General features: G+C 67.4%; 16 protein-coding genes. 10 read left to right on the top strand and 6 right to left on the bottom strand.

The window, feature by feature from the left end:
• Positions 1-106 precede the first annotated feature (106 nt).
• Positions 107-4,321 carry an autotransporter domain-containing protein gene (locus tag AC1HFW_RS25120; protein ID WP_479285488.1) on the bottom strand — a complete coding sequence of 1,405 codons (4,215 nt, stop codon included), beginning with the start codon at positions 4,319-4,321 and terminating at the stop codon, positions 107-109.
• A 320-nt stretch (positions 4,322-4,641) separates the two neighbouring features.
• On the opposite strand from AC1HFW_RS25120, the gene AC1HFW_RS25115 reads away from it, so the two are divergent.
• Positions 4,642-6,300, top strand: coding sequence for a CYTH and CHAD domain-containing protein (locus tag AC1HFW_RS25115; protein WP_479285487.1), 1,659 nt, complete (start codon positions 4,642-4,644; stop codon positions 6,298-6,300).
• Between the two features lie 123 nt (positions 6,301-6,423).
• Here the strand turns inward: AC1HFW_RS25115 and ftsY are convergent, their stop codons facing one another.
• A complete protein-coding gene (gene ftsY, locus AC1HFW_RS25110; protein ID WP_479285486.1) occupies positions 6,424-7,377 on the bottom strand; it encodes a signal recognition particle-docking protein FtsY in 954 nt (317 codons plus the stop codon).
• Positions 7,378-7,846: 469 nt separating this feature from the next.
• Here ftsY and rsmD point away from each other — a divergent pair, with 469 nt between their 5' ends.
• The 4 genes from rsmD to AC1HFW_RS25090 all read left to right on the top strand — a co-directional run bounded on the left by rsmD (position 7,847) and on the right by AC1HFW_RS25090 (position 10,564).
• A complete protein-coding gene (gene rsmD, locus AC1HFW_RS25105; RefSeq protein WP_479286549.1) occupies positions 7,847-8,413 on the top strand; it encodes a 16S rRNA (guanine(966)-N(2))-methyltransferase RsmD in 567 nt (188 codons plus the stop codon).
• Between the two features lie 58 nt (positions 8,414-8,471).
• Entirely contained in the window at positions 8,472-8,975 is a 504-nt protein-coding gene (coaD, locus tag AC1HFW_RS25100) for a pantetheine-phosphate adenylyltransferase (protein ID WP_006385942.1), read from the top strand.
• Positions 8,976-9,095: 120 nt separating this feature from the next.
• Positions 9,096-9,347: a YfhL family 4Fe-4S dicluster ferredoxin gene (locus AC1HFW_RS25095; RefSeq protein WP_006391351.1), complete on the top strand. Its 252-nt coding sequence runs from the start codon at positions 9,096-9,098 to the stop codon at positions 9,345-9,347.
• A complete protein-coding gene (locus AC1HFW_RS25090) occupies positions 9,344-10,564 on the top strand; it encodes a benzoate/H(+) symporter BenE family transporter (RefSeq protein ID WP_006391352.1) in 1,221 nt (406 codons plus the stop codon). Before AC1HFW_RS25095 ends, AC1HFW_RS25090 begins: the two co-directional genes overlap by 4 nt.
• Before the next feature lie 55 nt (positions 10,565-10,619).
• On the opposite strand, the gene AC1HFW_RS25085 is transcribed toward AC1HFW_RS25090, so the two are convergent.
• Both AC1HFW_RS25085 and AC1HFW_RS25080 read right to left on the bottom strand, forming a co-directional pair.
• On the bottom strand, positions 10,620-11,003 hold the full coding sequence (locus AC1HFW_RS25085; RefSeq protein ID WP_006391353.1) for an MOSC N-terminal beta barrel domain-containing protein: 384 nt from the start codon (positions 11,001-11,003) through the stop codon (positions 10,620-10,622).
• Positions 11,000-13,501, bottom strand: a complete 2,502-nt coding sequence (locus tag AC1HFW_RS25080) for an AsmA family protein (protein WP_479285485.1) — start codon at positions 13,499-13,501, stop codon at positions 11,000-11,002. The genes AC1HFW_RS25085 and AC1HFW_RS25080 overlap by 4 nt, the downstream gene beginning before the upstream one ends.
• Before the next feature lie 336 nt (positions 13,502-13,837).
• Between AC1HFW_RS25080 and AC1HFW_RS25075 the strand changes: the two genes are divergently transcribed.
• The 5 genes from AC1HFW_RS25075 to AC1HFW_RS25055 all read left to right on the top strand — a co-directional run bounded on the left by AC1HFW_RS25075 (position 13,838) and on the right by AC1HFW_RS25055 (position 20,839).
• Positions 13,838-15,436 carry an MDR family MFS transporter gene (locus AC1HFW_RS25075; RefSeq protein WP_035359525.1) on the top strand — a complete coding sequence of 533 codons (1,599 nt, stop codon included), beginning with the start codon at positions 13,838-13,840 and terminating at the stop codon, positions 15,434-15,436.
• A 3-nt stretch (positions 15,437-15,439) separates the two neighbouring features.
• Positions 15,440-15,886 carry a MarR family winged helix-turn-helix transcriptional regulator gene (locus AC1HFW_RS25070; RefSeq protein ID WP_006391356.1) on the top strand — a complete coding sequence of 149 codons (447 nt, stop codon included), beginning with the start codon at positions 15,440-15,442 and terminating at the stop codon, positions 15,884-15,886.
• A 133-nt stretch (positions 15,887-16,019) separates the two neighbouring features.
• Positions 16,020-16,517, top strand: coding sequence for a DUF2938 domain-containing protein (locus AC1HFW_RS25065; RefSeq protein WP_035359527.1), 498 nt, complete (start codon positions 16,020-16,022; stop codon positions 16,515-16,517).
• 169 nt (positions 16,518-16,686) lie between these two features.
• Positions 16,687-18,300: an ABC-F family ATP-binding cassette domain-containing protein gene (locus AC1HFW_RS25060; protein WP_479285484.1), complete on the top strand. Its 1,614-nt coding sequence runs from the start codon at positions 16,687-16,689 to the stop codon at positions 18,298-18,300.
• 244 nt (positions 18,301-18,544) lie between these two features.
• Entirely contained in the window at positions 18,545-20,839 is a 2,295-nt protein-coding gene (locus tag AC1HFW_RS25055; RefSeq protein ID WP_479285483.1) for a TonB-dependent siderophore receptor, read from the top strand.
• A 58-nt stretch (positions 20,840-20,897) separates the two neighbouring features.
• Here the strand turns inward: AC1HFW_RS25055 and AC1HFW_RS25050 are convergent, their stop codons facing one another.
• Positions 20,898-21,608 (bottom strand): M48 family metallopeptidase, encoded by a 711-nt coding sequence (locus AC1HFW_RS25050; protein ID WP_238888900.1) that lies wholly within the window; start codon positions 21,606-21,608, stop codon positions 20,898-20,900.
• A gap of 3 nt (positions 21,609-21,611) precedes the next feature.
• Positions 21,612-24,737 (bottom strand): type I restriction endonuclease subunit R, encoded by a 3,126-nt coding sequence (locus AC1HFW_RS25045; RefSeq protein WP_479285482.1) that lies wholly within the window; start codon positions 24,735-24,737, stop codon positions 21,612-21,614.
• Positions 24,738-24,740: the final 3 nt, after the last annotated feature.

Here is a 24,740-nt window from a genome sequence, read left to right as displayed (position 1 = left end):
CCCGCGACCGACGTTCCTTTGCGCCGCCCGGCAACGGGCGGTTTTTTTTTGCGCGCGGGAACGCGGGAAGATCGTGGACGACAAGTGGCCGGCCAGGCGGAACGCCTCAGAAGCGGATCGCGAGGTTGGCCCGCACGCCATGATCCTGCCCCGCGCTGGCGAGCTGCCCCTGATAGGCCAGGCCGAAGGTGGCGGCGCGCGTGACCTGCAGATCCAGGCCCGCCTCGATCACCGCGCTGTCGCGGGCGATGGCCACGCCCGCCACCGTGAACGCGTCGCCGGCCGAGAAGGCCTGCGTGGCCAGCGGCCTGACGTCGCCCAGCGCATGGCGCCAGCCGAGCGAGCCGCGCGCCACGGCCTGCGCCCGGCCCAGTTCGAAACCGGACGCGGCGCGCAGGCCCAGTGTGGTGAAAGTCGTGTCGGTGGTCTGGCCGCTGGCGTGCAGCGCGGCGGCGCCGCCGCTTTCACGCCAGCCGTCGGTGCGCAGGTTGACATAGGCGAGGTTGGCGAACGGCTCGAATGCGACGGCCGCCGTCTCGATGCGATACCCCAGGTCGATGAAGGCCTGCGCGGTGCGGCCGCCGTAGCCGGCCTTGAGCCGGTCGGCAAACCCCGGCATGGCGACCGAGCGGCGCGTCGCGATGTCGTGCCAGGTGTAGGCGAGGCCGCCACGCAGGCCCAGCGCGCCCCATTGGCCGCCGCCATAGGCGCCCAGGTGGTAGTTGTCGCTGTGGCCTGACGAGGCGCGGTCGTCCGCGTCGAAATCGGTGCGGCTGTAGCCCGCCATCAGCCCGACGCGCCAGGCCTCGGCGAGTGGCGCGTCGACGCCCATCAGGAAGCCGCCGGTCGAACTCTTGACGCGGGCGGCATTGCCGTCGCCGTCGATCCGGCTCCAGCTGCCCATGCCCTGGATCCAGCTGGCGGGCCCGTTCAGGCCAGCCGGCAACGGCGCGCCGCCGCCGAGCGCCGCCACCAATGGCGCGGGACCGGCGCCATTGCCGGCGGCCGCGCGCAGGCGGCCGCTCATGGCGTCGCGCAGATAGCGGCTGTCCTGCAGCAACACGGTCTTGGCCGAGGCATGCACCTCGCCGGAGACCTGGTCGAAGCCGGCTTGCAGCGTGCCCGCATCGTCCGGCAGGCGCGCGACGGCGTCATAAAGCGCATGTCCGCCGGCCAGGCCGATGCTGTCGATGGCGGCCGCCGCGGCGCGCTGGTTGCGGGTCGCGCCTTTCGAGGCCATGCCGGTCTGGTTGCGCGCCAGGCTCAGCGACACGCGGCCCGCGCCGTAGTCGTAATCCAGGCTGGGCGTGAGGAAGGCGAAATCGGAAGACACGCTATCGAAGCGGCCGGACAGCGTGCCGTCCACCTGCATGATCGTGTATTGGGTGCGCAGCCCGTAGTTGCCGCTGGCGCCGATATGCACCACCGAACCGCCGTTGAGCGTGGCGTTGCCGGTGACGTGGACGCGGTCGGCGCTGCTGCCCGCGGGGTCGGCCTCGACCAGGTAACGCGCCCCCGGCTGCATCACCAGGTCGCCGTCGATGGTCAGCATGCCGATCGAATTGCCCGGCGACAGCACGCCGCCGTTGGCCACGGTGACCATCGATCCGGCGCCAGCGCCCAGGGTGCCATTGCCGCCCAGCACGCCGCCGTCGGCCACCGTGAACGAGCCGCCCAGGCGGCCATTGATCGCCAGCCGGCCGCCGTTGACGAGCGTGCGGCCGGTGAAGCCGGAACTGTCGCCCTTCAGGTCGAGCACACCGTCGCCGGCCTTGATGAGGTCGCCGCTGCCGGACAGCGAACCGGCCAGGCCCAGCGTCGTATTGGCGGCCACGTCGAAGCCGCCCGACTGGGTCACGGTGATCGCGCGCGCCGTGTCGAACGACGCGGTGGTCGCCAGCATGCCGCCGTCCAGCGCCAGGCCGCCGGCGGCTGCGCCAAGGTTGGCGTCGCGCTCGACCTGCAGCGTGCCGCCCGTGATGCGCGTACCGCCGCGGTAGGTGTTGGCGCCGCTCAGCACCAGCGTGCCGGCGCCGGCCTTGGTCAGCGTGGCGCCGTTCCAGCCGGTCGCGGCATTGGCGGCCTGGTCGGCCAGCACCGCGCCGACCGTGAAGCGATCCGTGGCGTTGGCCAGCGTGAACGTGCCATGCCCCAGGCTGTTGCCAGCGGTCCAGGTCAGGCCGTAGCGGGCCAGGTACTGCAGGTTGTCCGCCGACTTGCGCGTGTTGACGCTCAGGTAGTCCACCGCGCCGGCGAAGCCGCCGGTGTTGATCCTGGCGAAGTCGCCATTGATGCCGCGGGCGGTATCGATCAGCACGACCTCGGCCGGGCTGGCACTGTCGATGCCGCCCAGCCGGAAAGTCACGTCGGCGCCGAGTGTCACCGTGTCGGCGCGCAGCGGCGTGCCGTTCGCGGCCGCCGTGAGGTCGAGCACGGTGTGGTCGCCCATGCCGATATCGCCCGTCGTCCCCAGCGTCGCCGGCCCCTGCACCGCCAGCGTGCTGCCGGCGCCCGACACCTTCAGGTCGCCGGCCAGCCTGCTGGCCGCGCCAGAGGCGCCATCGCCATACTGCAACGTCCCGCCCGTCACTTGCGCCGAGCCGCCCAACTGTCCCAGCACCACCAGTTTGCCGCCCGACACCGTGGTCTTGCCCAGGAAGGCGCCATTGGCGCCCGTCAGGAACGTGGTGCCGGCGATCTGGTTCAGGCTGTGCGCGCCGCTACCCGTGCTCTGCAACCGTGTCGCGAACCGGTAGCCGGTATCGGTATGGTTGAAGTTCAGCGTGGCAATGCCCGCGCCGAACTGGACCGCGCCGGCGTTGAGCGTGCCCGCCCCCGCGGCCGGCATCCCCGGCGCCGCGCCGATATTGAGGATGCCGGTGGTGGGAAAGATCAGGAACCGGTCCAGCGCCAGCGACACGATCCCCGTGCCGAACGCGCCGACGTTGACGACGCCCCGTTGTCCGATCGTCAGGGTGCCCACGCCCGTTCCCACGCCGAAGCCCAGGGTCATCGCGCCGCTGTTGTTCCAGGTGGAGCCGGCGCCGCGCACCACGACATTGCCGTTGCCGCTCATGCTGCCCACATAGCTGTCGCGGTTCGAGACGGTGCCGCCCGACTCGATGCTCAGGGTGCCCTGGCCGGATACGTCGCCCACCCTGAGCTCGCCGGCATTGGCCCAGGTCGACCCGCGTCCCGACACCTGGAAATTGCCGCTGCCGTTCTGATTGCGCCCGACGACCCCGTCGACGCTGGCGACATACCCGCCCGCCAGGACCGACACGGCGCCCCTGCCGCCCTCCGAGCCGACCAGCAGCGCCGCACGGTTGTTCCAGAGCGCCCCCACGTCCGAAACCGTGACCGTCGCCGCGCCGTTCTGCTGCGCATCGACCGTGGCGAACTGGTTCGAGACCGTGCCTTGATAGAAGATGCTCAGGTCGCCGAGCCCGCTGCCGCCAACGAACAGATTGCCGGTCAGGGCCCAGGTCGCGCCCGCGTTGTACACGTTGACCCGGGCCGAGGCGCCAGGCGCCGCGCCGGCATCGATCCGGCCTTGCGCGGTGCCCAGCATGTTGGCGACCTGCAGGGATCCGCCCGTGACGGTGGTATCGCCATCGAACCGCGAACTGTCGCCCAGCAATAACGTGATGCCGGCGTAATGATTGAGCTGGTGCTGCCCGCCCTGGCCGCTGTTCAGCGCGGACGCGAAGATCTGGGAGCCCGTCGTATTGAAGTTCAGCGTACCGCTGCCCGCGCCAAAGCGCACCTCGGACGCGTCCAGGATGCCGGCGGCATCGGCGGCCGCGCTGCCGGGCGCACTGCCGATGTTGATGACGCCGACCGCGTCGCGATTGCTGGCCAGCTCGACGGCCCCCTGGCCGTTGGCGCCCACCGAGACCATGCCTTGATTGGCGAGCGTCAGCGTGCCGCTGCCGTTGGCGCCGACGACCAGGCGGCCGTTGACCTCCCAGGACGCGCCCTGGCCCGATACCGTCACCGTGCCCTCGCCGCCTGGCGTCGCCCCCAGCCAGCCGTTGGCGCTGCGCAACGTCGTCGCCGGGGACTGGATCAACAGCGAGCCCAACGCGGAATTGCCGACGACCATGTCATTGGAGCCGTTCCAGTTCACCGCGGGGGTCACGTCGCCGATCGCCACCACACCGGCCAGCGCCTGCGCCACGGGCGCCCCGCAGGCCGCCGTCAGAATGCCCGCCAGCACCGCGGCCCGCGACCGGTTCCCGCCCCGCCCCCGCGCGTGCTCGCTGGCGACCCGCCACTGGCCCGTGCGGAGGTTCAGGACGATGCGGTAGGTGCGGTTCATGGGGCCTCTCTTCTTGTCATGGCCCGTCGCCGGCATGGCCGGGGCGGGCGCGAATGGGGATCGAGGCCCCGCAAGACGCGTCCGGCCCGCCACTTACAATTAGAAAATCCGCGCGCGCCCTTGCCTATCACTGAAACTGGGTAATTGAGCGGACGCAATCAAGACCCAAAATATCCATCGGCCGGCTCGCGGACGATTGTTGATGCACCGCAACCCGGTCTATGCTCGGACGAGCATTTGTGAACTAAATATGACCGGTCATCAAACATCTCCCCCCATTTGATTAACATCTCGGCTTTTGCCGCTGGACACCCGCCGCCATGTCGGAACAGGAATTGAAACTGCACGTGCCCACGGCTTCGCGCCAGGCCGTGCTGCGAGAGATCAAGCAACGCGAGGCGACGCGCATCCGCCTGCATGCGATGTACTTCGACACGCCCGAGCGTGAACTGGCCAAGGCGCGTATCGCCATCCGCCTGCGCCAGGAAGGGCGCGACTGGGTGCAGACCCTCAAGATGCCCGGCATCAACGCCATCACCCGCATCGAACTGAACCACCCGCGCCCCGGCCCCGTGCTCGACCTGTCGGTCTACGCCGGCACCGAGGTCGAGGCGGCGCTGGCCGCCATCAAGGGCGAGCTCGGCCTGCGCTATGAAACCGACGTGCAGCGCATGCTGCGCAAGGTGCGCACCCGCTACGGCACCGTCGAGCTGGCCTATGACACCGGCATCCTGCGCGCCGGCGCGCTGGAACTGCCGATCTCCGAACTCGAATTCGAACTGGTCTCGGGCCGTCCCGCCGCCATCTTCGCGGTCGCGCGCGGCTGGCAGCAGCGCCACAGCCTGGTGCTGGACCCGCGCAGCAAGTCCGAGCGCGGCGACGCGCTGGCCCAGCTGGCGCAGCGCCTGGCCGACGTCGACGCCATTCCCGGCGACGACCTCGATAGCCGCCGCGCCCAGGCCATCGCGCAATTCTGGGCGCCGCGCGGCGCCGCCGCCGTCAAGCTGCGCGAGGACATGACCGCGGCCCAGGCCATGGGCCGCATCGCCGCCGAATGCCTCGACCAGATCGCGCGCAACGCCGCGGTGCTGGCCGAGGTCGACACCGAGGGCGTGTATCGCGCCGGCAATTCCGAACACGTGCACCAGCTGCGCGTCGGCATCCGCCGCCTGCGCTCGGCCTGGAAGCTGTTCGACGGCTGGATCGCGCCGGTCTCCGATTCCATCATGCAGGGCGTGCGCGCGCACTTCGCCGCTTTCGGCGCCAACCGCGACCAGGACGTGCTGAACGAAACCGTGGCGCCCGCGCTGATGCGCGCCGGCATGCCGGTGATTCCGATGGAAGCCGCGCCGCCCGAACAGGACGCCCGCGCCATCGCCGGCGGCAAGGCCTTCCAGGCCTGGCTGCTCGAATTGCTGGAATGGAGCCTGGACGTGCCGCCCGCGGTGCCGACCAGCGACGGCCTGCCCATCCCCAACGGCATGCCCAGCGACGTCGCGCCCGAACCGGCCATCCGCCTCGAAGGCGGCATCGCCGGCCCCAGCGTCAAGCCCACCATCATCCCGATGCTGGCGCCCGAGCCCGACACGCAGCAGCTGCACAAGCAGCTGGCGCGGCGCCTGCATCGCTGGCACAGCAAGGTGGCCGACCAGGGCACCCAGTTCGCCACGCTCGACATCCCCACGCGCCACGATCTGCGCAAGCGCGGCAAGCGCCTGCGCTACAGCCTGGCCTTCGCCGAATCGCTGCTGCCCCCGACCAAGCTGCGCGGCTACCGCAAGCTGCTGTCGCGGGTGCAGGACATCCTGGGCGAGATCAACGACCTGGCCGTGGCCAAGGACTACTACGAGTCGTGTACGGCCACGCATCCGAAAGCCTGGTTCGCGCTGGGCTGGATCAGCGCGCGCCTGGAGGAACTGGCGGTGGATGCGCAACGCGCCTTCGACGACCTGGCCGGCAGCAAACCCTTCTGGAAATAAGGCGGCGCGGTCCCTCGCGGACCGCGTTTACGCCTGCTGAAAACACCGCGCCCCACGTCTCCTGTATCGGAGGCGTGGGGCGCGGTGTTTTCAGCGCCGGGCGGCAAGGCCCGGCGGCTGCGATCAGTCGGCCAGCAGAGCGCCGGCGAATTCGTCGGCCACGAACGGCTGCAGGTCTTCCAGGCTTTCGCCCACGCCGATCCAGTACACCGGGATCGGCCGCACGCCCTGGCTGCCCGCCGCCACCGCCGCCAGCGTGCCGCCCTTGGCGGTGCCGTCCAGCTTGGTCACGACCAGGCCCGTCAGGGTGATGGCCGCGTCGAACGCGCGGATCTGCGCCAGCGCGTTCTGGCCGGTGTTGCCGTCCACCACCAGCAGCACTTCGTGCGGCGCGGCCGGGTCGGCCTTGCCGATGACGCGGCGGATCTTCTTCAGTTCTTCCATCAGGTGCAGCTGGGTCGGCAGGCGGCCGGCCGTGTCCACCATCACCACGCCCATGCCGCGCGCGCGGCCGGCGTTGACCGAGTCGAACGCCACCGCCGCCGGATCGCCGCCATCCTGCGAGATCACGGTGACGTTGTTGCGGCTGCCCCATTCGATCAGCTGCTCGCGCGCGGCGGCGCGGAAGGTATCGCCCGCGGCCAGCAGCACGCTCGCGCCCTGGCGCTGGAAGGTATGGGCCAGCTTGCCGATCGAAGTCGTCTTGCCGGCGCCGTTGACGCCCGCGATCATCACCACCAGCGGCTGCGCGCGCTTCAGGTCGAAGGCGCGCTCCAGCGGGCGCAGGTGGTCGGCCAGCAGCTGGCGCAGCGCGGTCTTGACCTTGGCCGGGTCCTCGATGCGTTCTTTCTTGACCCGCGCACGCAGCGCGGTCAGCAGCTTCTCGGTGGCCTCCAGGCCGGCATCGGCCATAATGAGCGCCGATTCGAGTTCCTCGAACAGGTTCTCGTCGACCTTGACGCCGACGAAAATGCCGCCAATGCTCTGGCCGGTGCGTGACAGGCCCTGCTTGAGCCGCGACAGCCACGACGCCTTCTTGGGCGCGGGCTCGGGTTCGGGCGCGGCAGGGGCCGGCACGATCGCGGCAGGCGCCGGCGCGGCGACGACCGGCGGCGGCGTGACGACGGGCGGCGGTGCCACCGGCGCGGGCGCAACTGGCGGCGCGGCAACGGCCGGCGCGGCAGCGCCGGGCGTCGCGGCGACAACGGGCGCGGAAACGGGCGCGGCGGAAGCGGGTGTGGAAGCGGGCGCGGCGGCAGGCGCAACCGCCGGCGCCGAGGCCTGCGGCTGCGGCACCACGGCCGGCGCCGGTTGCGGCACACTGGCCGAAGCCGGCGCGGGCACCTCGGCGGCCGGCACCGGCAGGGTCACCTCGGGCGTCGCGACGGGCGCGAATTCGCGCACCGGAACGACGGGTTCAACGGGTTTGGCGGGGACCTCGACCTCGGCTTGCGGCGCGATCCCGGCGTCCACCTGCTCCGGCGGCGGCGCGGGCTGGGCCGGCGCGGCGGGCGGAGGGGATTTTTTCTTGAAGAAGCGGCTAAACATGGGTAACAAGTATATTCGTATCGTCGGGGGCCAATACCGGCGCACCCCTATCGTCGTGCCCGACGTGGAGACGCTCCGCCCGACGCCCGACCGGGTGCGGGAAACGCTGTTCAACTGGCTCAACCACCTGTGGGGCGGCGAATTCGCCGACAAGCAGGTGCTGGATCTGTTCGCCGGCAGCGGCGCCCTGGGCTTCGAGGCGGCCTCGCGCGGCGTGGCGCATGTGCAGATGGTCGAGCGGGACAAGACCGCCGCGTCCGCGCTGCGGACACTGCGCGACAAGCTCAAAGCCGACATGATACGCATCCATGTGGGCGATGCGATGCAGGTCGCCGAAAGAATGGATGCGTCCCGATTTGATCTCATCCTGCTCGATCCGCCCTTCGGACAGGGCTGGCTGCCGCGCCTGTGGCCGATCCTGCCGGGCATCCTGGCCGACGGCGGCCTGGTCTACGTCGAGGCCGAAGACGCCATCGAGCCCCCCGAGGGATTCGAGATCCTGCGCCAGGACAAGGCCGGGGCGGTGCACTACCACCTCATGGAATTTGCTGCATTGCGCAAATAGATCAATAATCCGAGCTTCGGAGGATGGTGTACACCACTAATAACGGTACGGAGCTCGCATGATCATCGCTGTTTACCCCGGCACTTTCGACCCGCTGACCAGAGGCCACGAAGACCTGGTCCGCCGCGCCGCCACGCTTTTCGACAAAGTCGTGGTCGGCATCGCGCACAGCCGCAACAAGAAGCCCTTCTTCAGCATCGACGAGCGCGTGGACATCGCGCGCGAAGTGCTGGGCCACTATCCCAACGTGGAAGTGCAGAGCTTCGGCGGCCTGCTCAAGGACTTCGTGCGCGACCAGGGTGGCCGCGTCATCGTGCGCGGCCTGCGCGCCGTGTCCGACTTCGAATACGAATTCCAGATGGCCGGCATGAACCGCCATCTGCTGCCCGACGTCGAGACCCTGTTCATGACGCCGTCGGACCAATACCAGTTCATCTCCGGCACCATCGTGCGCGAAATCGCCCAGCTGGGCGGCGACGTCAGCAAGTTCGTGTTCCCCTCGGTGGAACGCTGGTTGCAGGAAAAAGCCAAGGAACGCCGCGAGCAATCCTGGCCGGGCTGAGCGTCCCCGCTCCCCGCCTCACCGAACCCTCCCGGAGGGCGCCTCGTGCGCCCTCCCTGCGTTTTGGGGGCCCGGCAGTACAATTGCAATATCCCTGCCGGATTCCGTAGCCTTTCCATCATGGCCCTGACCATCACCGAAGAATGCATCAATTGCGACGTTTGCGAGCCCCAGTGCCCGAACGACGCGATTTCCATGGGCGAGGACTACTACGTCATCGACCCCGACCGCTGCACCGAATGCGTCGGCCATCACGACGAGCCGCAATGCAAGGTGGTCTGCCCGGTGGAATGCATCGAGCTGCATCCGCAATGGAATGAAGGCCAGGAACAGCTGATGGCCAAGTACCGTCGCCTGACCGGTGCCGCATGAGCGACACCGCCCAGCCTGGCTTCGACACTCCCTCCTCCCGCCCCAACGCCCGCCGCGACCTGTCCGCCTCCGCCATCGCGGCCGGCCTGGTCGCCGTGCTGGTCAGCTTTGGCGGCACCGCGGTGCTGATGGTGCAGGCCGGCCACGCCGCCGGCCTGGACGCCGCCCGCATCGGTTCCTGGATCGGTTCGCTCAGCCTGGTGCTGGGCCTGGGCGGCGCGGCCTACAGCCTGCGCACCGGCCTGCCCATCGTCATGGCCTGGTCCACGCCCGGCGCCGCGCTGCTGGTCACCGCGCTGGCCGGCGTGCCGTTCCCCGAAGCCATCGGCGCCTTCGTGCTGGCCGCCGCGCTGACGCTGGCCTGCGGCCTGTTCGGCTGGATCGATCCCATCCTGCGCCGCATTCCCGGTGAAGTGGCCGCCGCCATGCTGGCCGGCGTGCTGCTCAACTTCGGCATGGGCATCTTCACCAACGTCGGCAAGCAGCCGGCGCTGGTGCTGGCCATGTGCGCCGCCTACCTGGTGTGCCGCCGCTGGGCGCCGCGCTACGCCGTGCTGATGGTGATGGCCGTGGCGGTCGCTATGGCCGCCGGCCTGGGCCTCATGCGGGTCGACCAGCTCGACTGGCACCTGACCGAATTCGTCTGGACCACGCCCGTCTTCAGCATGCAGGCCGCGGTCAGCCTGGGCGTGCCGCTGTTCGTGGTGGCGATGGCCTCGCAGAACCTGCCCGGCCTGGCCATCCTGCAGGCCGCCGGTTATCGCCCGCCGGCCTCGCGGCTGGTGGCCGCCACCGGCTTCCTGGGCCTGCTGGCCGCCCCCTTCGGCGCCCACAGCGTCACGCTGGGCGCGATCAGCGCGGCCATCTGCACCGGCCCCGAGGCGCACGCCGAGCCGTCCAAGCGCTACATCGCCGCGGCCACCTACGGCATCAGCTACTTCGCGCTGAGCATCGTCGCCGGCGCGGTCGCGGTGTTCTTCCAGGCGCTGCCGGCCGCGCTGCTGGCGGCCCTGGCCGGCCTGGCGCTGCTGGGCACCATCATGGGCGGCATGGCCGCCGCGATGGCCAACCCGCAGCGGCGCGAAGCCGCGCTCATCACGCTGCTGGCGACGGCGTCGGGCTTCAGTTTCTGGGGCATCGGTTCGGCCTTCTGGGGCCTGGTGGCGGGCCTGCTGGCCCACACCGTGTTCGAATTCAGGCGCAAGCCGGCGGCCTGAGGCCGGCGTTGCCGCGCATTGCCCGCGGGCACGCCGGCGGTTCGCCGCGCCGGGCTCAGTCCGGCCAGGCGGACACGGGCGTGTCCGGGTGCACCTTCATGATGCGGCACGGTACCTGCACGAAATTCGAGATCCAGGCGGCGGCCAGTTCGCCTTCGTCGACCACGTCGATGACCTGCTCGCCGACCTTCATGCTGTAGCGCACGCTGTCGTCGTCCTCGATCACGTCCAGCGGAATATCCATGCGCAGCATGCCCGGCGCGCGCAGCACCAGGTAGCCCAGCCGCAGTTCCACCGTCACGTCGGCCAGCCGCGGGCACAGCTCGCGGTTGAGCCATTGGCCCGAATCATTGGCGATCAGCCACTGCCGGTGATAGGCGGCGGCCTCGGCCTGTTCCGTGTAGCCGCATTGGGCGATGGGCTGGAAGGCTGCGCTCATTTGCCCAGCAGGCCCTTGAGCGCCTTGTCCACGGCCGCGCCGCCCTTGCCCTTGCCGGTCACGGCTTCACGCAGCTTGTTTTCCAGGCTGCGCTTGAGGATGCCGGCGATGGCGTCCTTCCACAGCAGCGTGTAGGTGGGCTTTTCGAACGGACCGCGCACGTGCACCGGAATCGTCACGTCCTTCAGGTCGATCAGTTCCTTGCCTTCGGGGTCGGCGGCCGGATTGACGACGCGCGCGCGCGCCACCAGGTCCAGCTCGCTCTTGACGAAGTCGATGGTGGCCGGCTCGCCCTGCGTCACGCGCAGCAGCGGCGACACCACGTTCAGCCGCTTCACGCTCGCCACGCCCTTGGTGAACGCCAGGTCGGCATCCATTTCGGAGAACGCGGTCTGCTTGCTGGTATCGGCCGGCACGGTCTCGTCCTGCGCCTCGGGCTTGAGCGCGGCCTTCAGCTCGCGCAGCGTCTGCGTCAGGTTGATGCCCTTGACCGCGCCATCGCGCAGCCGCACCTGCAGCGTGCCGCCCAGGCCGCTCTTCATGGCGTAGGCGTTGGCGCCGGCGGTCTTCAGGTCCAGCGCCAGGCTGCCCGTGCCGCTCAGCACGTTGCGCTGCGCCAGGTCCATCAGCAGCGGTTCGATCGAGATGCCCGCCAGCGACATCTTGGTCGCCAGCTGGTTGCCCTGCGCCGCGTCCACCGACAGCGCGCCGGCCAGCTTGCCGCCGTACAGGCCCGCGGTCAGGCTGGAGATGTCGAGCTTGCCGCGATCCAGCTTGACGGCGGCGGCGACGTCATCGGCCTTCAGGCCGCGCACCACCAGCTTGCCGACCTTGAGCGTGCCGTTCACGCTCGGACCGACCAGCGCCGACAGGTTGATCGAATCGTCCGCGGGCGCGGCCGGCGCCGGCGGCACCGGCTTGTTTTCGTCCTTCTTGCCATCGGCGGGCGGCTTGGCCGGCGCGGCGGCAGCCACCGCCGGCGGCACCAGCTTGTCCAGGTCCAGCGTGTCCACCGCCAGCGCGAAGTTCACCTGCGGCGCGTCGCTCAGCTTGGCGATGTCGGCGCTCAGGTCGAACTTGCCGCCTTCGAGCACGGCGTTGATCTTGCTGCTGGCCGTGTCCTTGAGCAGGTCGACGTTGAGGCTGCCGATCACGGGGATCTGCAGGCTGCCCTTGGGCAGGCCCGGATCGGTGATGTTGACGTCGCCGCGCAGGCCCGACAGGCCGCCCTGGCGCTGCAGCAGGTTCAGCGACAGCGGCGAGGCGAACGTCAGCTTGACGACGCGCTCGCCCTTCTTGGAGGTGCTGTCGAGCTTGGCTTCCTTGATGTCGAGTTCGGTGGCGTTGCCGCTGATGCCGTTCAGGCCGAAGCTGGCGTCCAGGCCGCTGATGCGCACGCGGCCGGTCAGGGCCTCGCCCGTGGCCTGCGTCGGCGAGATGTTCAGCGCCGGCGCGTCCACGGCGAATTCGAACGGGCCGTCGGCCACGCCGCCCTTGGCGCGCACCGCCAACTTCTCGATCTGCAACTGGCTCTTGTGCGGGTCGATCGACAGCTTGGGCATGGCCACGCTGGCATCGACATTGGTGGCGCGCGCGGCCGGATCGGTGACGTCGCCCTGGAACACGACTTCCAGGCCGGCCACGTCCAGCGCCGACTTCTGGCCGTTGAACGCCAGGTTGCCGCGCATCGCCAGGCTCTTGGCCTCGGCGCCCGGCAGCTTGCCGTCCATGCGCAGGTCCAGCTTCTGCGCCGCGTAGCGCTTGGCGGAGGGATCCAGCGTCAGCAGCGCCTGGCCGGTCAGGTTGGCGTCGATGCGCGGGTTGCCGCCTTCCAGCCGCGCCGTCAGGCGCACGTCGAACGGCTGGTTGAAGGTGACGCGGCCGGTGTTGGCGTTGATCTTGGTCACGGCCACGGCCATGCCCGACATCTCGTCCTGCAGCAGCACCTCGCCGTCCTTCAGGTCGAGGCCGGCGATGTCGATCTGCATGTTGTTGCGCGACGGCGGCAGCGTGCCGCTGGTCAGCGCCTGCGCGGCGGTCTGCGCCGCCCCCGCGAGGGCCTCGGCAGGGTTGGCGGGCGTGGCCACCACGGGCGCGGTGCCGCCCACCAGGTTGCTGAAATTGAACTGGCCGTCCTTGTTGCGCACCACGCGCGCCTTGAAGCCGCTGATGGCGACGTGGTCGACCACGAAGCTGTTGGACAGCAGCGGCCACACGGCGACCGCCAGGCGCGTGCTCTCGATGGAGGCGAAGGTCTCGGTGCTATTGACCTCGGACAGCGACACGCCCTGCACCGACAGGCCGATGCGCGGGAACAGCGACAGCTCGATTTCGCCGTCGATCGTGAGCGTGCGGTGATAGCGTTCCTGGACCAGCTCTTCGAGCTTGTACTTGTACGCGTTGGGGTCGAACGTCAGCAAAAAGATGGCCAGGCCAACGACGGCCACGACAATCAACACCACCAGGCCTATCAGAATGCGCTTGAACCACGTTTTCATTGCCGCCCCGTCGGTACCTCGACTGGTAATCCTTGAATGCCACCCGCCGCGCCTGGCGCGGGAATGGCGCTTTGCCGTCGCGCCGGACGCGCGGCTTCCTGATTTATCCGTCTTCGATCGCGTGCCGCCGCCTGCGTCAGGCCGGGGGCCGATACGCCAAGCGGAGAGGAACTGCCATGGAAAGACCTGCTGAAGACGCCGGCATGACCAGCGTGCACATACCGCTATCGTAACAAATCGGGCCCGCCTGCGCGCCGGCCCCGAAACTGACGGTTTTCTGTCTCGGGGATTGTAGGACTAGAATTGTTGATCCATCAATAATTGATCCATCCAACAATGCCCGCCCCCGCCCCCAGCACCCCTTACTCGCCCGGCCAGGTGCTCCCCTTCCGGCAGACCCTGCTCGCCATGCTGGGCATGTGCTTCGTCATGATGATGGTCGCCATCGACCAGACCGTGGTGGGCACCGCCCTGCCCACCATCGTGGCCGAGCTCAAGGGCTTCGAACTGTATGCGTGGGTGGCAACGTCCTATCTGCTGACCTCGGTCATCACCGTGCCGATCTTCGGCCGGCTGGGCGACTACTACGGCCGCAAGCCCTTCGTGGTGGCGGCGATCGTGCTGTTCACGCTGGCCTCGGTGCTGTGCGGCGCCGCCGACAGCATGTTCACGCTGGTGCTGGCGCGGGCCCTGCAGGGCGTGGGCGGCGGCATGTTGGTGGGCACGGCCTTCGCCTCCATCCCCGACCTGTTCCCCGATCCCCACGTGCGGCTGCGCTGGCAGGTCATGCTCAGCTCGGCCTTCGGCATCGCCAACGCGGTCGGCCCGACGCTGGGCGGCGCGCTGACCGAGCACTACGGCTGGCGCTCGGTGTTCTACGTCAACCTGCCCATCGGCATCCTCGGCCTGTGGTTCGTGGCGCGCTACCTGCCGCACCTGCGCAACCACACCGAGGGCAAGGTGCGCCTGGACTGGCAGGGCGCGCTGCTGATCGCCGTCGCGCTGGGCGGCCTGCAACTGCTGGTGGAACTGCTGCCCAAGCAGGGCCTGAGCGCCACCATCGTGCTGCTGGGCGTCGGCAGCATCGCCGCCTTCGGCCTGCTGTACTGGTGGGAACGGCGCTGCCCGCATCCGCTGCTGCCGTTCGACATGTTCCGCAACCGCGGCCTGGCCACGCTGTTCACGCTGGCGCTGCTGGTGGGCGTGACCATGTATTCGCTGCTGTTCTACGCGCCGCTGCTGCTGCAGGGCGGCTTCGGCCTGTCGCCGCAGGACGCCGGCCTGCTGATCACGCCGCTGGTGGTCTTCATCACCGTGGGCAGCATCATCAACGGCCGCATCATCACTCGCATCCGCAACCCCAACCGCATGCTGTACGCGGGCTTCCTGCTGATGGCGCTGTCCTGCCTGGGCATCGTCACCACCCACAACTACACCGCGCACTGGCTGATCGCCGGCTACATGCTGATGGCCGGCCTGGGCATGGGCTTCATCATGCCCAACCTGACCGTGTTCGCGCAGCAGACCGCCGGCCGCACCCACCTGGGCATCGCCACCGCCCTGCTGCAATCGCTGCGCATGATCGGCGGCATGCTCGGCACCGCGGTGGTCGGCACCATGGTCAACCACAGCTACTTCAGCGGCGTCGAATCGACGCTGCGGGGCGCTTCGGCGCGCTGGCTGCCGCAGCTGGACGACCCGCAGATGCTGGTCAATCCCGAGGCCCAGACGCAGTTCCTGGCACAATTGGCGCATCAAGGCCAGGATGGAGCGTCGCTGATCGAGATCGCGCGCGTGGCGCTGGTCAGCGCCATCCACGAAGGGCAACTCATCGCCCTGGCGGTCGCGGTGCTGGCGCTCTGGTGCGTGCGGCGCGTCCCCCTGGTGCAATTGGCGCGCGTCTCCAAGCCGGAGCCCGCCAGCGTCGGAGAGTAGCTTTTGCCCAAACAACAACAGGGCCTGCAGGTCATCCAGCACATGGGCCAGACCTACCGCGTCATGCAAAGCGCCTTCAGCGGCCGGGTCGGCCACGCACTGCCGCGCTGGCGCATCCTGCTGGCGCTGCATGAAAACGGCCAGTGTTCGCAGAAGCACCTGGCCGAGCGCTGCCGCCTCGATCCCGCCTCGCTCACGCGCCAGTTGCAGGCAATGCAGAAGCTCGGCTGGATCGCCCGCGCCGTCGATACGCACGACAACCGCCTGACCAACGCCCGCCTCACGCCGGCCGGCCAGGCCGTGGTCGACGAGGCCCTGCCCAAGCGCGCGGCCTTCTTCGACGAATCGCTCAAGGGCCTGTCGGCCGCCGACATCGACACGCTGAACCGGGTGCTGAACGTGCTGGAAGAAAACTTCCTGCGCGCGGCCGGCGGCAACAAGAGCGAATAACGCCGCGCCTGGCGGCCCATGGCGGCGCGCCAACGCCGCCCCCCTCCGCCCGTGACATTGACACCCTGGAAGGTTATTGAATAACATTCAATTAATCTATTGATTGTTATTTTATTTAGCCGGAGCCCTCCGCATGCCCCCAGACCTTCTTCTTCGCGCCGTGCTGATCGGCATCGGCGCCACGCTCGTCATGGACCTGTGGGCGCTGCTGCTCAAGCGCCTGTTCGGCGCGCCCTCGCTGGACTACGCCCTGGTCGGCCGCTGGATCGGGCACCTGCCGCGGGGCCGCCTGACCCATCCCGGCATCGCGCGCTCGGCGCCGGTGGCGGGCGAGCGCGCCATCGGCTGGATCGCCCACTACGCCATCGGCATCGGGTTCGCCCTGCTGCTGCTGGCGATCTGGGGCCCGGCCTGGGCCGCGCGGCCGACCCTGCTGCCGGCGCTGATCGTCGGCATCGCCACGGTCGCGGCGCCGTTCCTGATCCTGCAACCCGGCATGGGCGCCGGCATCGCGGCGTCCAGGACCCCGAAGCCCGGCGTGGCGCGGCTGCGCAGCCTGATGGCGCATGCGTCGTTCGGCGTCGGGTTGTACCTGGCGGGATGGGTGGCGGCGGCAAGCCTGGATGCCTGAGGCCCGCGCGTTTTGCCAATTCCACGCAGGGCTTTTAAAGTAACGGCCTGAACTCCATTCATCGAGGTATTCGTCCCATGCGCCATTGATGCCGCCGTCACCCTGACGGCCAGTCTCCACCCGCCCCCGCTCGCAGGGGGAGTTCCTGGCATCCCTGGAAGCATCACGCATGACGACTCCCTATCTCACGCTGGAAAGCGTGTCGTATCTGCTGCCCGATGGCAGCCCGCTTTTTTCCGGACTCGACGAAACCTTCGACCAGCGCCCCACCGGCCTGGTCGGACGCAATGGCGTCGGCAAGACCGTGCTGGCGCGGATCCTGGCCGGCCAGTTGCCCCCGTCGAGCGGGCGTTGCCTGCGATCGGGCAACGTCTTATACCTGGCCCAACAGGTGTCCCCGCCCGTCGGAGCCACCGTCGCCAGCCTGGCCGGCGTGCAAGCCACGCTGGACGCCCTGGCGCGCATCGAAGCCGGCAGCAGCGCGCCGGAAGACTTCGAGCGCGTCGGCGACCGCTGGGACATCCGCCAGCGCCTGCAACACCTGCTGGCACGCGATGGCCTCGGCCATCTCGACGCCTCGACGCCCGCCAGCGCCCTCAGCGGCGGCGAGGCCATGCGCGTGGCGCTGGCCAGCGCCATGCTGTCCGACGCGGACTTCCTCATCCTCGACGAACCCAGCAACCACCTAGACCGGCGCAACCGGCAGGCGTTGATCGAACAGCTGCGGCATTGGCCGCGCGGACTGCTGGTCGTGAGCCACGACCGACTACTGCTCGACAGCATGACGCGCATCGTCGAACTGTCGTCGCTGGGCCTGCGCAGCTACGGCGGCAACTACGAGGCCTACGCCGCCGGCAAGGCGCAGGAACGGTCGAATGCGCTGGAGCGGCTCGAACACCGCAAGCTCGAACGCCGCCGCGAAGAACAGGCCATGCAGGCGCAACGCGAACGGCAGGAACGCCGCCAGGCGCGCGGCCAGCGGCATGGCAAGGAAGCCAACCAGGCGAAGATCCTGCTCGACCGGCAAAAGGGCCGCAGCGAGGACTCGGCCGGCAGGCTGCGCCAGCAACATGCCGCCGCCCACGACCGCCTGGCGCAGGCCGTGCGCGACGCCGCGGCGCAGGTGGAAAGGGATGCCGGCATCTCGCTGCACGCCCTGCCCGTCTCGCCAGCCGCGCAGCGGCGCGTGGCGACGCTGGATGCCGTCACGCTGCCATTCATCGCGGGCCCGACCCGCCACGTCGACCTGCTGCTGGGCGGCCAGCAACGCGTCGCGGTCAACGGCCCGAATGGCTGCGGCAAATCGACCTTGCTCAAGGTGCTGGCCGGCCAGCTGGCGCCGCTCGCGGGCGAACGCAAAAGCGTGCCCGAATGCGTCTATCTCGACCAGCGGCTGGCCGACCTGGACTCGGACCGATCCGTGCTCGAGCAATTGCAGGCCGTCAACGCCGCATTGGCCGAAGGCGAGCTGCGCATGCGCCTGGCGCACCTCGGCCTGGACGCGCACAAGATCACGGCGCCGAGCGGCGCGCTCAGTGGCGGCGAACGCCTGAAGGCCGCGCTGGCGTGCGTGCTCTACGCCGATCCGCCGCCACGGCTGTTGCTGCTGGACGAGCCGAGCAATCACCTCGACCTGCCTTCCACGCTCGCGCTGGAAAGCATGCTGCGCGGTTATCCGGGCGCGTTGGTGGTGGTGTCGCACGACGAGGCCTTCCTGGCCAACCTTGCGCTCACGGACAGGCTGCGTGCCACGCAACAGGGTTGGCTGCTGGAACCCTGGTGAGCGCACACGAAGCCGGTGCGTCGGCATGGCGATGAGGCCCCGCGGCCCTCGCCATCGCATCGCATGATCCCGTTCGCGCGGCGGCGCCACGCCCCCCCTTCAACAAGTCTTCTTTTGCCGCGCCATCGCGCGTTGCGCGGTCCATCCCGGCTGATATCCGGCATATTCCCTGGGCAGCCATTTTCATAAATAAAAATACCAATCAATGGCGCTTCTTTTCCAATATGAACAGGGATGAATTGTCATGCACCACCACTCGTCGGGCTCGTCCGTACTGCTTGGCCTGATCACGCTTGCCCTGGCATCCGCTGCCGTCCCCGTCCAGGCGCGGCAGCCAGATGCCGCCGGCAACGCATCGCCCGGACCGGCCACGTTGCCGGCCATCGAAGTGAGCGGCCAGGCCGACGAGCCCACCGAGGCCACGCGCGCCTATACCGTGCCCTCGACCCGCGCCTCGACCGGCCTGACGCTGAGCCCGAAGGAAACGCCCCAGTCCGTGTCGGTGGTGACCCGCCAGCAGATGGACGACCAGGGCATGCAGTCCATCGGCGACGTCCTGGGCAGCACCACGGGCATCACCTTCATCGAGTTGGACAACGGCGGGCGCACCACCTACCGGGCCCGCGGATTCAGCATCACCAACTACAAGGTCGATGGACTGTCGATCATCGGCGGCTCGTCGTTCAACAACGGCGGCAGCGGCGCGATCAACATGGATCTCTACGACCGCGTCAGCATCGTGCGGGGCGCGAACGGCTTGATGGGCGGCACCGGCGATCCCTCCGCCACCGTCGACCTGGTGCGCAAGCGCCCTGGCCGCACGCTCGGCGCGAGCCTGACCCTGCGCACCGGAAGCTGGAACAAGAAGAATGCCGTGGGCGACATCAACATACCGCTGGCGGCGGACGGCCGCGTCCGCTCGCGCCTGGTATTCAGCGGCGAGGACTCCGACGGGTTCCGCGACCACTCGAGCATCGAACGGCAGGGGTTCCTGGCCAGCTTCGCCATGGATGTGACAGACCGCACCCAGGCGGGCCTGGGCTTCCAGTACGAACACAGCATCTTCCACGGCGCCTCCTGGGGCGCCAACGTGCCCGCCTGGTTCGCGGACGGATCACCGACCGATTTCCGCCGCAACCTCAACCTCGCGGCGGACTGGAGCAAGACCGACATGGAAGCGAAGACGCTGTTCGCCTCGCTCGATCATCGCTTCGACAACGACTGGAAGCTGCGCGCCGATTATGCCCACACCTCGCGCGCGGACCTGGACAACAAGGGCGCGGTCAAGGTCAACAACGGCAAGGTTCGCTGGCCCCATTGGAAGCAGGACGGCAGCGGCGCCTACCTCAATGCCATCCACTCGGAGAGCGAAGGCGAAACCGACGCGTTTTCGCTGGATCTATCGGGTCCCCTGGAACTGCTCGGACGCCGGCATGAACTGCTCGTCGGCCTGAACGGCTCGCGCATGGAAGAACCGTCCTGGACCTTCAACAGCCGCAACTGCAGCATCGACGGCATCGCCGGCTTCAAGGGCCGCTGCCAATACCGCACCGAGTTGCCCGTGGCGGATTGGCGCGCCTGGCGCGGCGACGAATACGGCAACATCCGCGCGTTCCGCACCGACGCCCGCCGCGTCACCCGGACGACACTCTACGGCGGCTACGTCGCGGGCCGCTTCGAACTCGCCGACGACCTGACCCTGATCACCGGGCTGCGCCGCAGCGTCTACCAGATCCATAGCGACAACTACAACGCGGCGGGTGTCCGCGGCGCGCGCACCGGCGAAAACGCCGCTCACGCCTGGACGCCCTACTACGGCCTGGTCTATGGGCTGACGCCGAACTACTCGGTCTACGCCAGCTACACCGATGTCTTCACGCCGCAGAGCAACAAGAACGAAAGCGGCGACACCCTCAAGCCCATCACGGGCGCCAGCTACGAGGCCGGCATCAAGGGCGAATGGTTCAATGGCGCGCTCAATGCCGCCGTGTCGGCATTCCGCAGCCTGCAGAAAAACGTCGCCCTGAAAGACGGCGACAGGCTGACGCCCGATGGCGACCAGGCCTACCGGCCCGGCACCGGCGTCACCGTCAAGGGCCTCGACGCCGAGATCGCCGGCGCCATGAGCGCCGCCTGGAACGTCTATCTGGGCTACACCTACCTGGACGTCGGCAACAAGGACACCGCCGAGCGCCCCGACCCGCGCCATCTGCTGCGGCTGAACACCACCTACCGGCTGCAGGGAATGCTGCGAGGGCTGACCATCGGCGGCGGCATGTCCTGGCAAGGCAAGACGGTGTCCGAGCCCTACCCCGGGCGGCCGAATGGCCGCGGCGGCTTCGACGACTCGCCGATTCCCCTGAAGGGCTATGCGCTGTTCAACGCGATGGCGCGCTACGACATCAACCGCCATCTGTCGGCCATGCTCAACGTCAGCAACCTGTTCGACAAGACGTACTACCGGCAGTATGGGTTCTACAACGGCTTGATCTATGGCGAGCCGCGTAGGGTGACGTTGAGCCTGCAGGCGAAGTTCTAAATGGAAAGGGCAGGCCCTTTATGCCAAAGCCTGCCCTTCCGTGAAGCGCGACCAGACTTCAAACAGTCTGTCCCAGCGGCAGCGCATTCAGCTCCGCACGAGCATCCCGCCAGGCAGGATAGTGTTGGGCCAGCAACGATATGAAGCGCTCATTGTGCGTCGGTTCGATCAGATGGATCATTTCATGCACGATCACGTATTCAAGCAAGTCACGGGGCTTCTTGGCCAGCTCCGTGTTGAGCCGAATATGAGCCTGGCGATGATTGCAACTGCCCCATTTGGTTTTCATCCGTTGCAGGAAGTAGCCATTGACCTTCACGCCGATACGTGGCTCCCAGTATTCGATCAGGGGCGCAATAGCCTGGTGTAGCAAACTGCGTTGCCAGCGTTGATAGATGGCTTCGCGCTTGGCTGCATTGGTGCCGGGGCGCACATGCAGGGTGATACGCCGGTGGTCCATCTTCATTGAAGGTGGGGCATCGCGCTCCAGCACCGTGAGCAAATAACGGCGTCCCCAGACGTAATGGCTTTCTCTGGTGACGAACTGGCGAGGAGTTTCGCGGGACTGTGCCTGCAATTGCGCCTGTTGCTGGCGAATCCAACGCAGCTTGGAAACAGCATAGGCACGAGCAACTTCCAGCCGCGTGCCTATCGGGGCCACCAGCGTCACCGCACCCTCGGGCGGATGCACGGAAAGATGGACATTCTTCACAGCCTTGAACGTGACGGCGATGTCCAGTTCCCCCAGACGTATATGCGTCTGCGTCATCAATCAGTAACCCGGCTGATTTCTCAGCAAATCGAACAGTTTGAGCGTGGCCTCGCGGTTCTTCCCAGTCAACGGGTGCAGGAAATTCTGCACGATGCGCTCCTTAGCTTCATCGCCACGCCATCCTGCCGGGGCTTCGTCACACATCAAACGGTCGATCTTCAGCGCCATCAGGGCCAGCGGGTCGCCGTAATCCGCCTGTGGCTCTTTGATTACACCATCCGCATTGGGCAACACATCGCCGGAAATGATGTCAGGCAGATTGCGATAAATCACCAGCGCACCTGCATTGCCGCGCAACATGGCAGGTTCATCGATATCGTGTTGTTTCGCGCGGTGCTTCTTCAGTATGTCTTCCGCCTTGCTCAGGAATGATTCGTAGGCCTCAGTGCCTTCACGGCTTTGCTGGATTAGGTCATCGAGCAGCTTGGACATCTGTTCGTAAAAGCGCGGATCGGTCAGGCGATCTCGGATGATGGTCTTGCGGACGTTGTTGATGATGGTTTCCGCAATGGCGTTCTTCGACAGCTTGCCCTTCTCGTTGAGCTTCTTGGCGATGGCATTGTGGATGCCGGTCTCGATGATCAGCTCGGTCAGCGACAGTTCGGCCAAGTCCCCCAACGCCTGCGCTGGCTCGGCCTGAATATAGGTGTTAATGAGGTGGCGCATGTCGGCCTCATAGGGCTTGATGTCCAGCTCTTCGCCGCTGTAATGCTTGATGGCCGAACGCACTTCGGCATAGAACTCGGTTTCCCGCCGCAAGGTGTCAGCTTCGCTGTCTGAGTAACCCGCCTCGGTCAGGTCCTGAGCGATGTCCGCGAAGGCACGCAGATAGGTCGCCACCGCCTTGTAGAAGGCAATACGCAGCGCCTCGCTTTCCAGCAGCGCCTCCGGATTCCCGGCATGGCCGCAGAAATAGTGGATGAACTGCTCCAGATCTCGCGGCTGCGGAACCGGCTCGCACAGGTAATGCAGCGTTTCACGGGCTTCGTCCAGTTGCTTGCGGCCTTCCTCCAGCCAGTTCTTCAGGTGGACGTTGTTCTCGCCGCCGTTACCCGTGTCGATGTCCAGTTCGTTGGAGCTGTACACCGCAATGGCCTGTTGCACGTCACCGAACAGCTCCTTGTAATCGACGATATGGCCATAGTCCTTGTCGTCACCGTCAAGCCGGTTGGTACGGCAGATGGCCTGGAACAGGTTATGGTCGTGCAGTTCGTTGTCCAGGTAGATGTAGGAGCAGCTGGGTGCATCGAAACCAGTGAGCAGCTTGCTGACCACGATCAGCAGCTTCATGCTGGCAGGCTCTTCGATGAAGCGGCGCTTGGTTTCGTCTTCGTACTGTTTGGTAGTCTGGCCGGCGCGCAGCACATGCTGCTTGTAGGTGTCGTATTTGTAGCGTTCGTCGCTACCGGCCGATTCTTTCGAGATGGCAACCGGGTTGGGTTCGTACGAGGTGATGATGCCCACATAGGGGCCGAAATGCGTGTTCTGGAACAACCGGAAGTAATGGCAGGCATCGTAGATCGAAGCCGCCACCAGGATCGCCGTGCCGCGATCATTGTCCAGACGAGGCTTGAGGCTGAAGTCCTCGATGATGTTGGCGACGATGCGATCCTTGCGTTCCTTGGCGCTCATCAGCTCTTCCATCGTCGCCCAGCGCTTGCGCAGGATGGATTTCTGGAAGTTGTTCAGCCCGCGTGTTTTCTTCTCGAACCAGGCATCGATGGCCTTGCGTGAGGTCAGCCGCTGCGGCACATCACGGGCCTCGTATTTCAGATCCAGCACCACCTTGTCAGCCACCGCTTCGTGGAACTTGTAGGTGTGGATATACGTGCCGAATACTTCGCGGGTGGTTTGCCGGTCCTTGCGCAGCAGCGGCGTGCCGGTGAAGCCGATGAAGATAGCGTCGGCCAGCCAGCGCTTCATCTGCTTGTTCATGTTGCCGCCCTGGGTGCGGTGGCACTCGTCCACGAACACGTAGAAATGCCCATGGATGGGCGGTGGCTCGCCCTTGAGATCGGCCGCATCGAATTTGTGGATCAGCGCACACAACAAGCGGGGAGCGGTGGCACCGAGTTTTTGCACGAAGTCTGCGCGTGAAGTGATGCGCGGGGGAGCCGATCCCTCGCCGATCACCCCGGCATTGCGCATCACACCTTCAATCTGTTTGTCCAGCTCGTCGCGGTCAGTCACCACCAGCACCCGCGCCTGCGAGTCATGCTCCAGCAACCACTTGGCCAACAATACCATCAGGATGCTCTTGCCGCTGCCCTGGGTGTGCCAGATCACACCGCCCTCGCGTTTGGCGATGCGTTCCTGTGCGGCCTTGATGCCCTGGTACTGGTGCTGCCGGGGCACCTTCTTGAAGCCTGAATCGAAGATCACGAAGTTGCGGATCAAATCCAGCAACCGCGCCTTCTCGCACATCTGAACCAACGGGCGATCCAGCAATGCGCCCGCTGTTGCCATGGCTGATGGTTGCTCATCCTTCCACTGCACGAAGAATTGTTCCGGTGTGCCGGTGGTTCCGTAGCGAAGGCCTTGCGAATCGCTGCCCGCCAGCAGCAACTGCACCGTGCTGAAGAAGCCCTGATTGAAGGTTTCCTCCTGATTGCTGCACAACTGGCGAATACCATCACCCACATCCACCGAGCTGCGCTTGAGCTCGATCACCGCCACCGCCAGGCCATTGATGTACAAAACGATGTCCGGCCGGCGGGTGCTCCCGCCCCGTAGCGTCACTTCCTCAGCCAACGCGAAGTGATTGCTCTCGGGCTGCGCCCAGTCGATCAACTGCACTGTCTCATGCGATTGACCCGCCGCGATCTGCACCGGCACACCATAGCGAAGTAGCTGGTAGGTGCGCAGATTGGCCTGATAGGGCGTGATACCGGTGACATCCACCGCGACTTCCAGCTTCTGCAAGGCTGCGCTGATGTGAGCGGGCGAGTATCCGCGAGCGGCCAGATTGACGCGTAGCAGTTCGGTTTCGATGGCGCGGTTGTGATCGCGCTTGCTCCAGTTGCCCAGGTGTTCATAGCCCAGGCCGCCATCGGCCGCAGGGGTGGTGAACAGCCGCGCCACGCGGTTTTGGCTGTTGCGCTCGGAGCGCGGCATGGGTTGGGTCATCGC

The sequence above is a fragment of the Achromobacter sp. ISS7 genome, from assembly GCF_056523125.1.
Note: the sequence above shows the minus strand (reverse complement) of the source record. Positions and strands in the feature narration are given on the sequence as shown.

Bases quoted from the DNA above. Each gene is read 5' to 3' on its own strand.
- AC1HFW_RS25080 (WP_479285485.1), bottom strand. From the start codon at position 13,501: ATGAAAACGTGGTTCAAGCGCATTCTGATAGGCCTGGTGGTGTTGATT.
- AC1HFW_RS25065 (WP_035359527.1), top strand. From the start codon at position 16,020: ATGCCCCCAGACCTTCTTCTTCGCGCCGTGCTGATCGGCATCGGCGCC.
- AC1HFW_RS25055 (WP_479285483.1), top strand. From the start codon at position 18,545: ATGCACCACCACTCGTCGGGCTCGTCCGTACTGCTTGGCCTGATCACG.
- AC1HFW_RS25090 (WP_006391352.1), top strand. From the start codon at position 9,344: ATGAGCGACACCGCCCAGCCTGGCTTCGACACTCCCTCCTCCCGCCCC.
- AC1HFW_RS25095 (WP_006391351.1), top strand. From the start codon at position 9,096: ATGGCCCTGACCATCACCGAAGAATGCATCAATTGCGACGTTTGCGAG.
- coaD (WP_006385942.1), top strand. From the start codon at position 8,472: ATGATCATCGCTGTTTACCCCGGCACTTTCGACCCGCTGACCAGAGGC.
- AC1HFW_RS25050 (WP_238888900.1), bottom strand. From the start codon at position 21,608: ATGACGCAGACGCATATACGTCTGGGGGAACTGGACATCGCCGTCACG.
- AC1HFW_RS25060 (WP_479285484.1), top strand. From the start codon at position 16,687: ATGACGACTCCCTATCTCACGCTGGAAAGCGTGTCGTATCTGCTGCCC.
- AC1HFW_RS25115 (WP_479285487.1), top strand. From the start codon at position 4,642: ATGTCGGAACAGGAATTGAAACTGCACGTGCCCACGGCTTCGCGCCAG.
- AC1HFW_RS25120 (WP_479285488.1), bottom strand. From the start codon at position 4,321: ATGAACCGCACCTACCGCATCGTCCTGAACCTCCGCACGGGCCAGTGG.
- AC1HFW_RS25045 (WP_479285482.1), bottom strand. From the start codon at position 24,737: ATGACCCAACCCATGCCGCGCTCCGAGCGCAACAGCCAAAACCGCGTG.
- AC1HFW_RS25075 (WP_035359525.1), top strand. From the start codon at position 13,838: ATGCCCGCCCCCGCCCCCAGCACCCCTTACTCGCCCGGCCAGGTGCTC.
- rsmD (WP_479286549.1), top strand. From the start codon at position 7,847: ATGGGTAACAAGTATATTCGTATCGTCGGGGGCCAATACCGGCGCACC.
- AC1HFW_RS25085 (WP_006391353.1), bottom strand. From the start codon at position 11,003: ATGAGCGCAGCCTTCCAGCCCATCGCCCAATGCGGCTACACGGAACAG.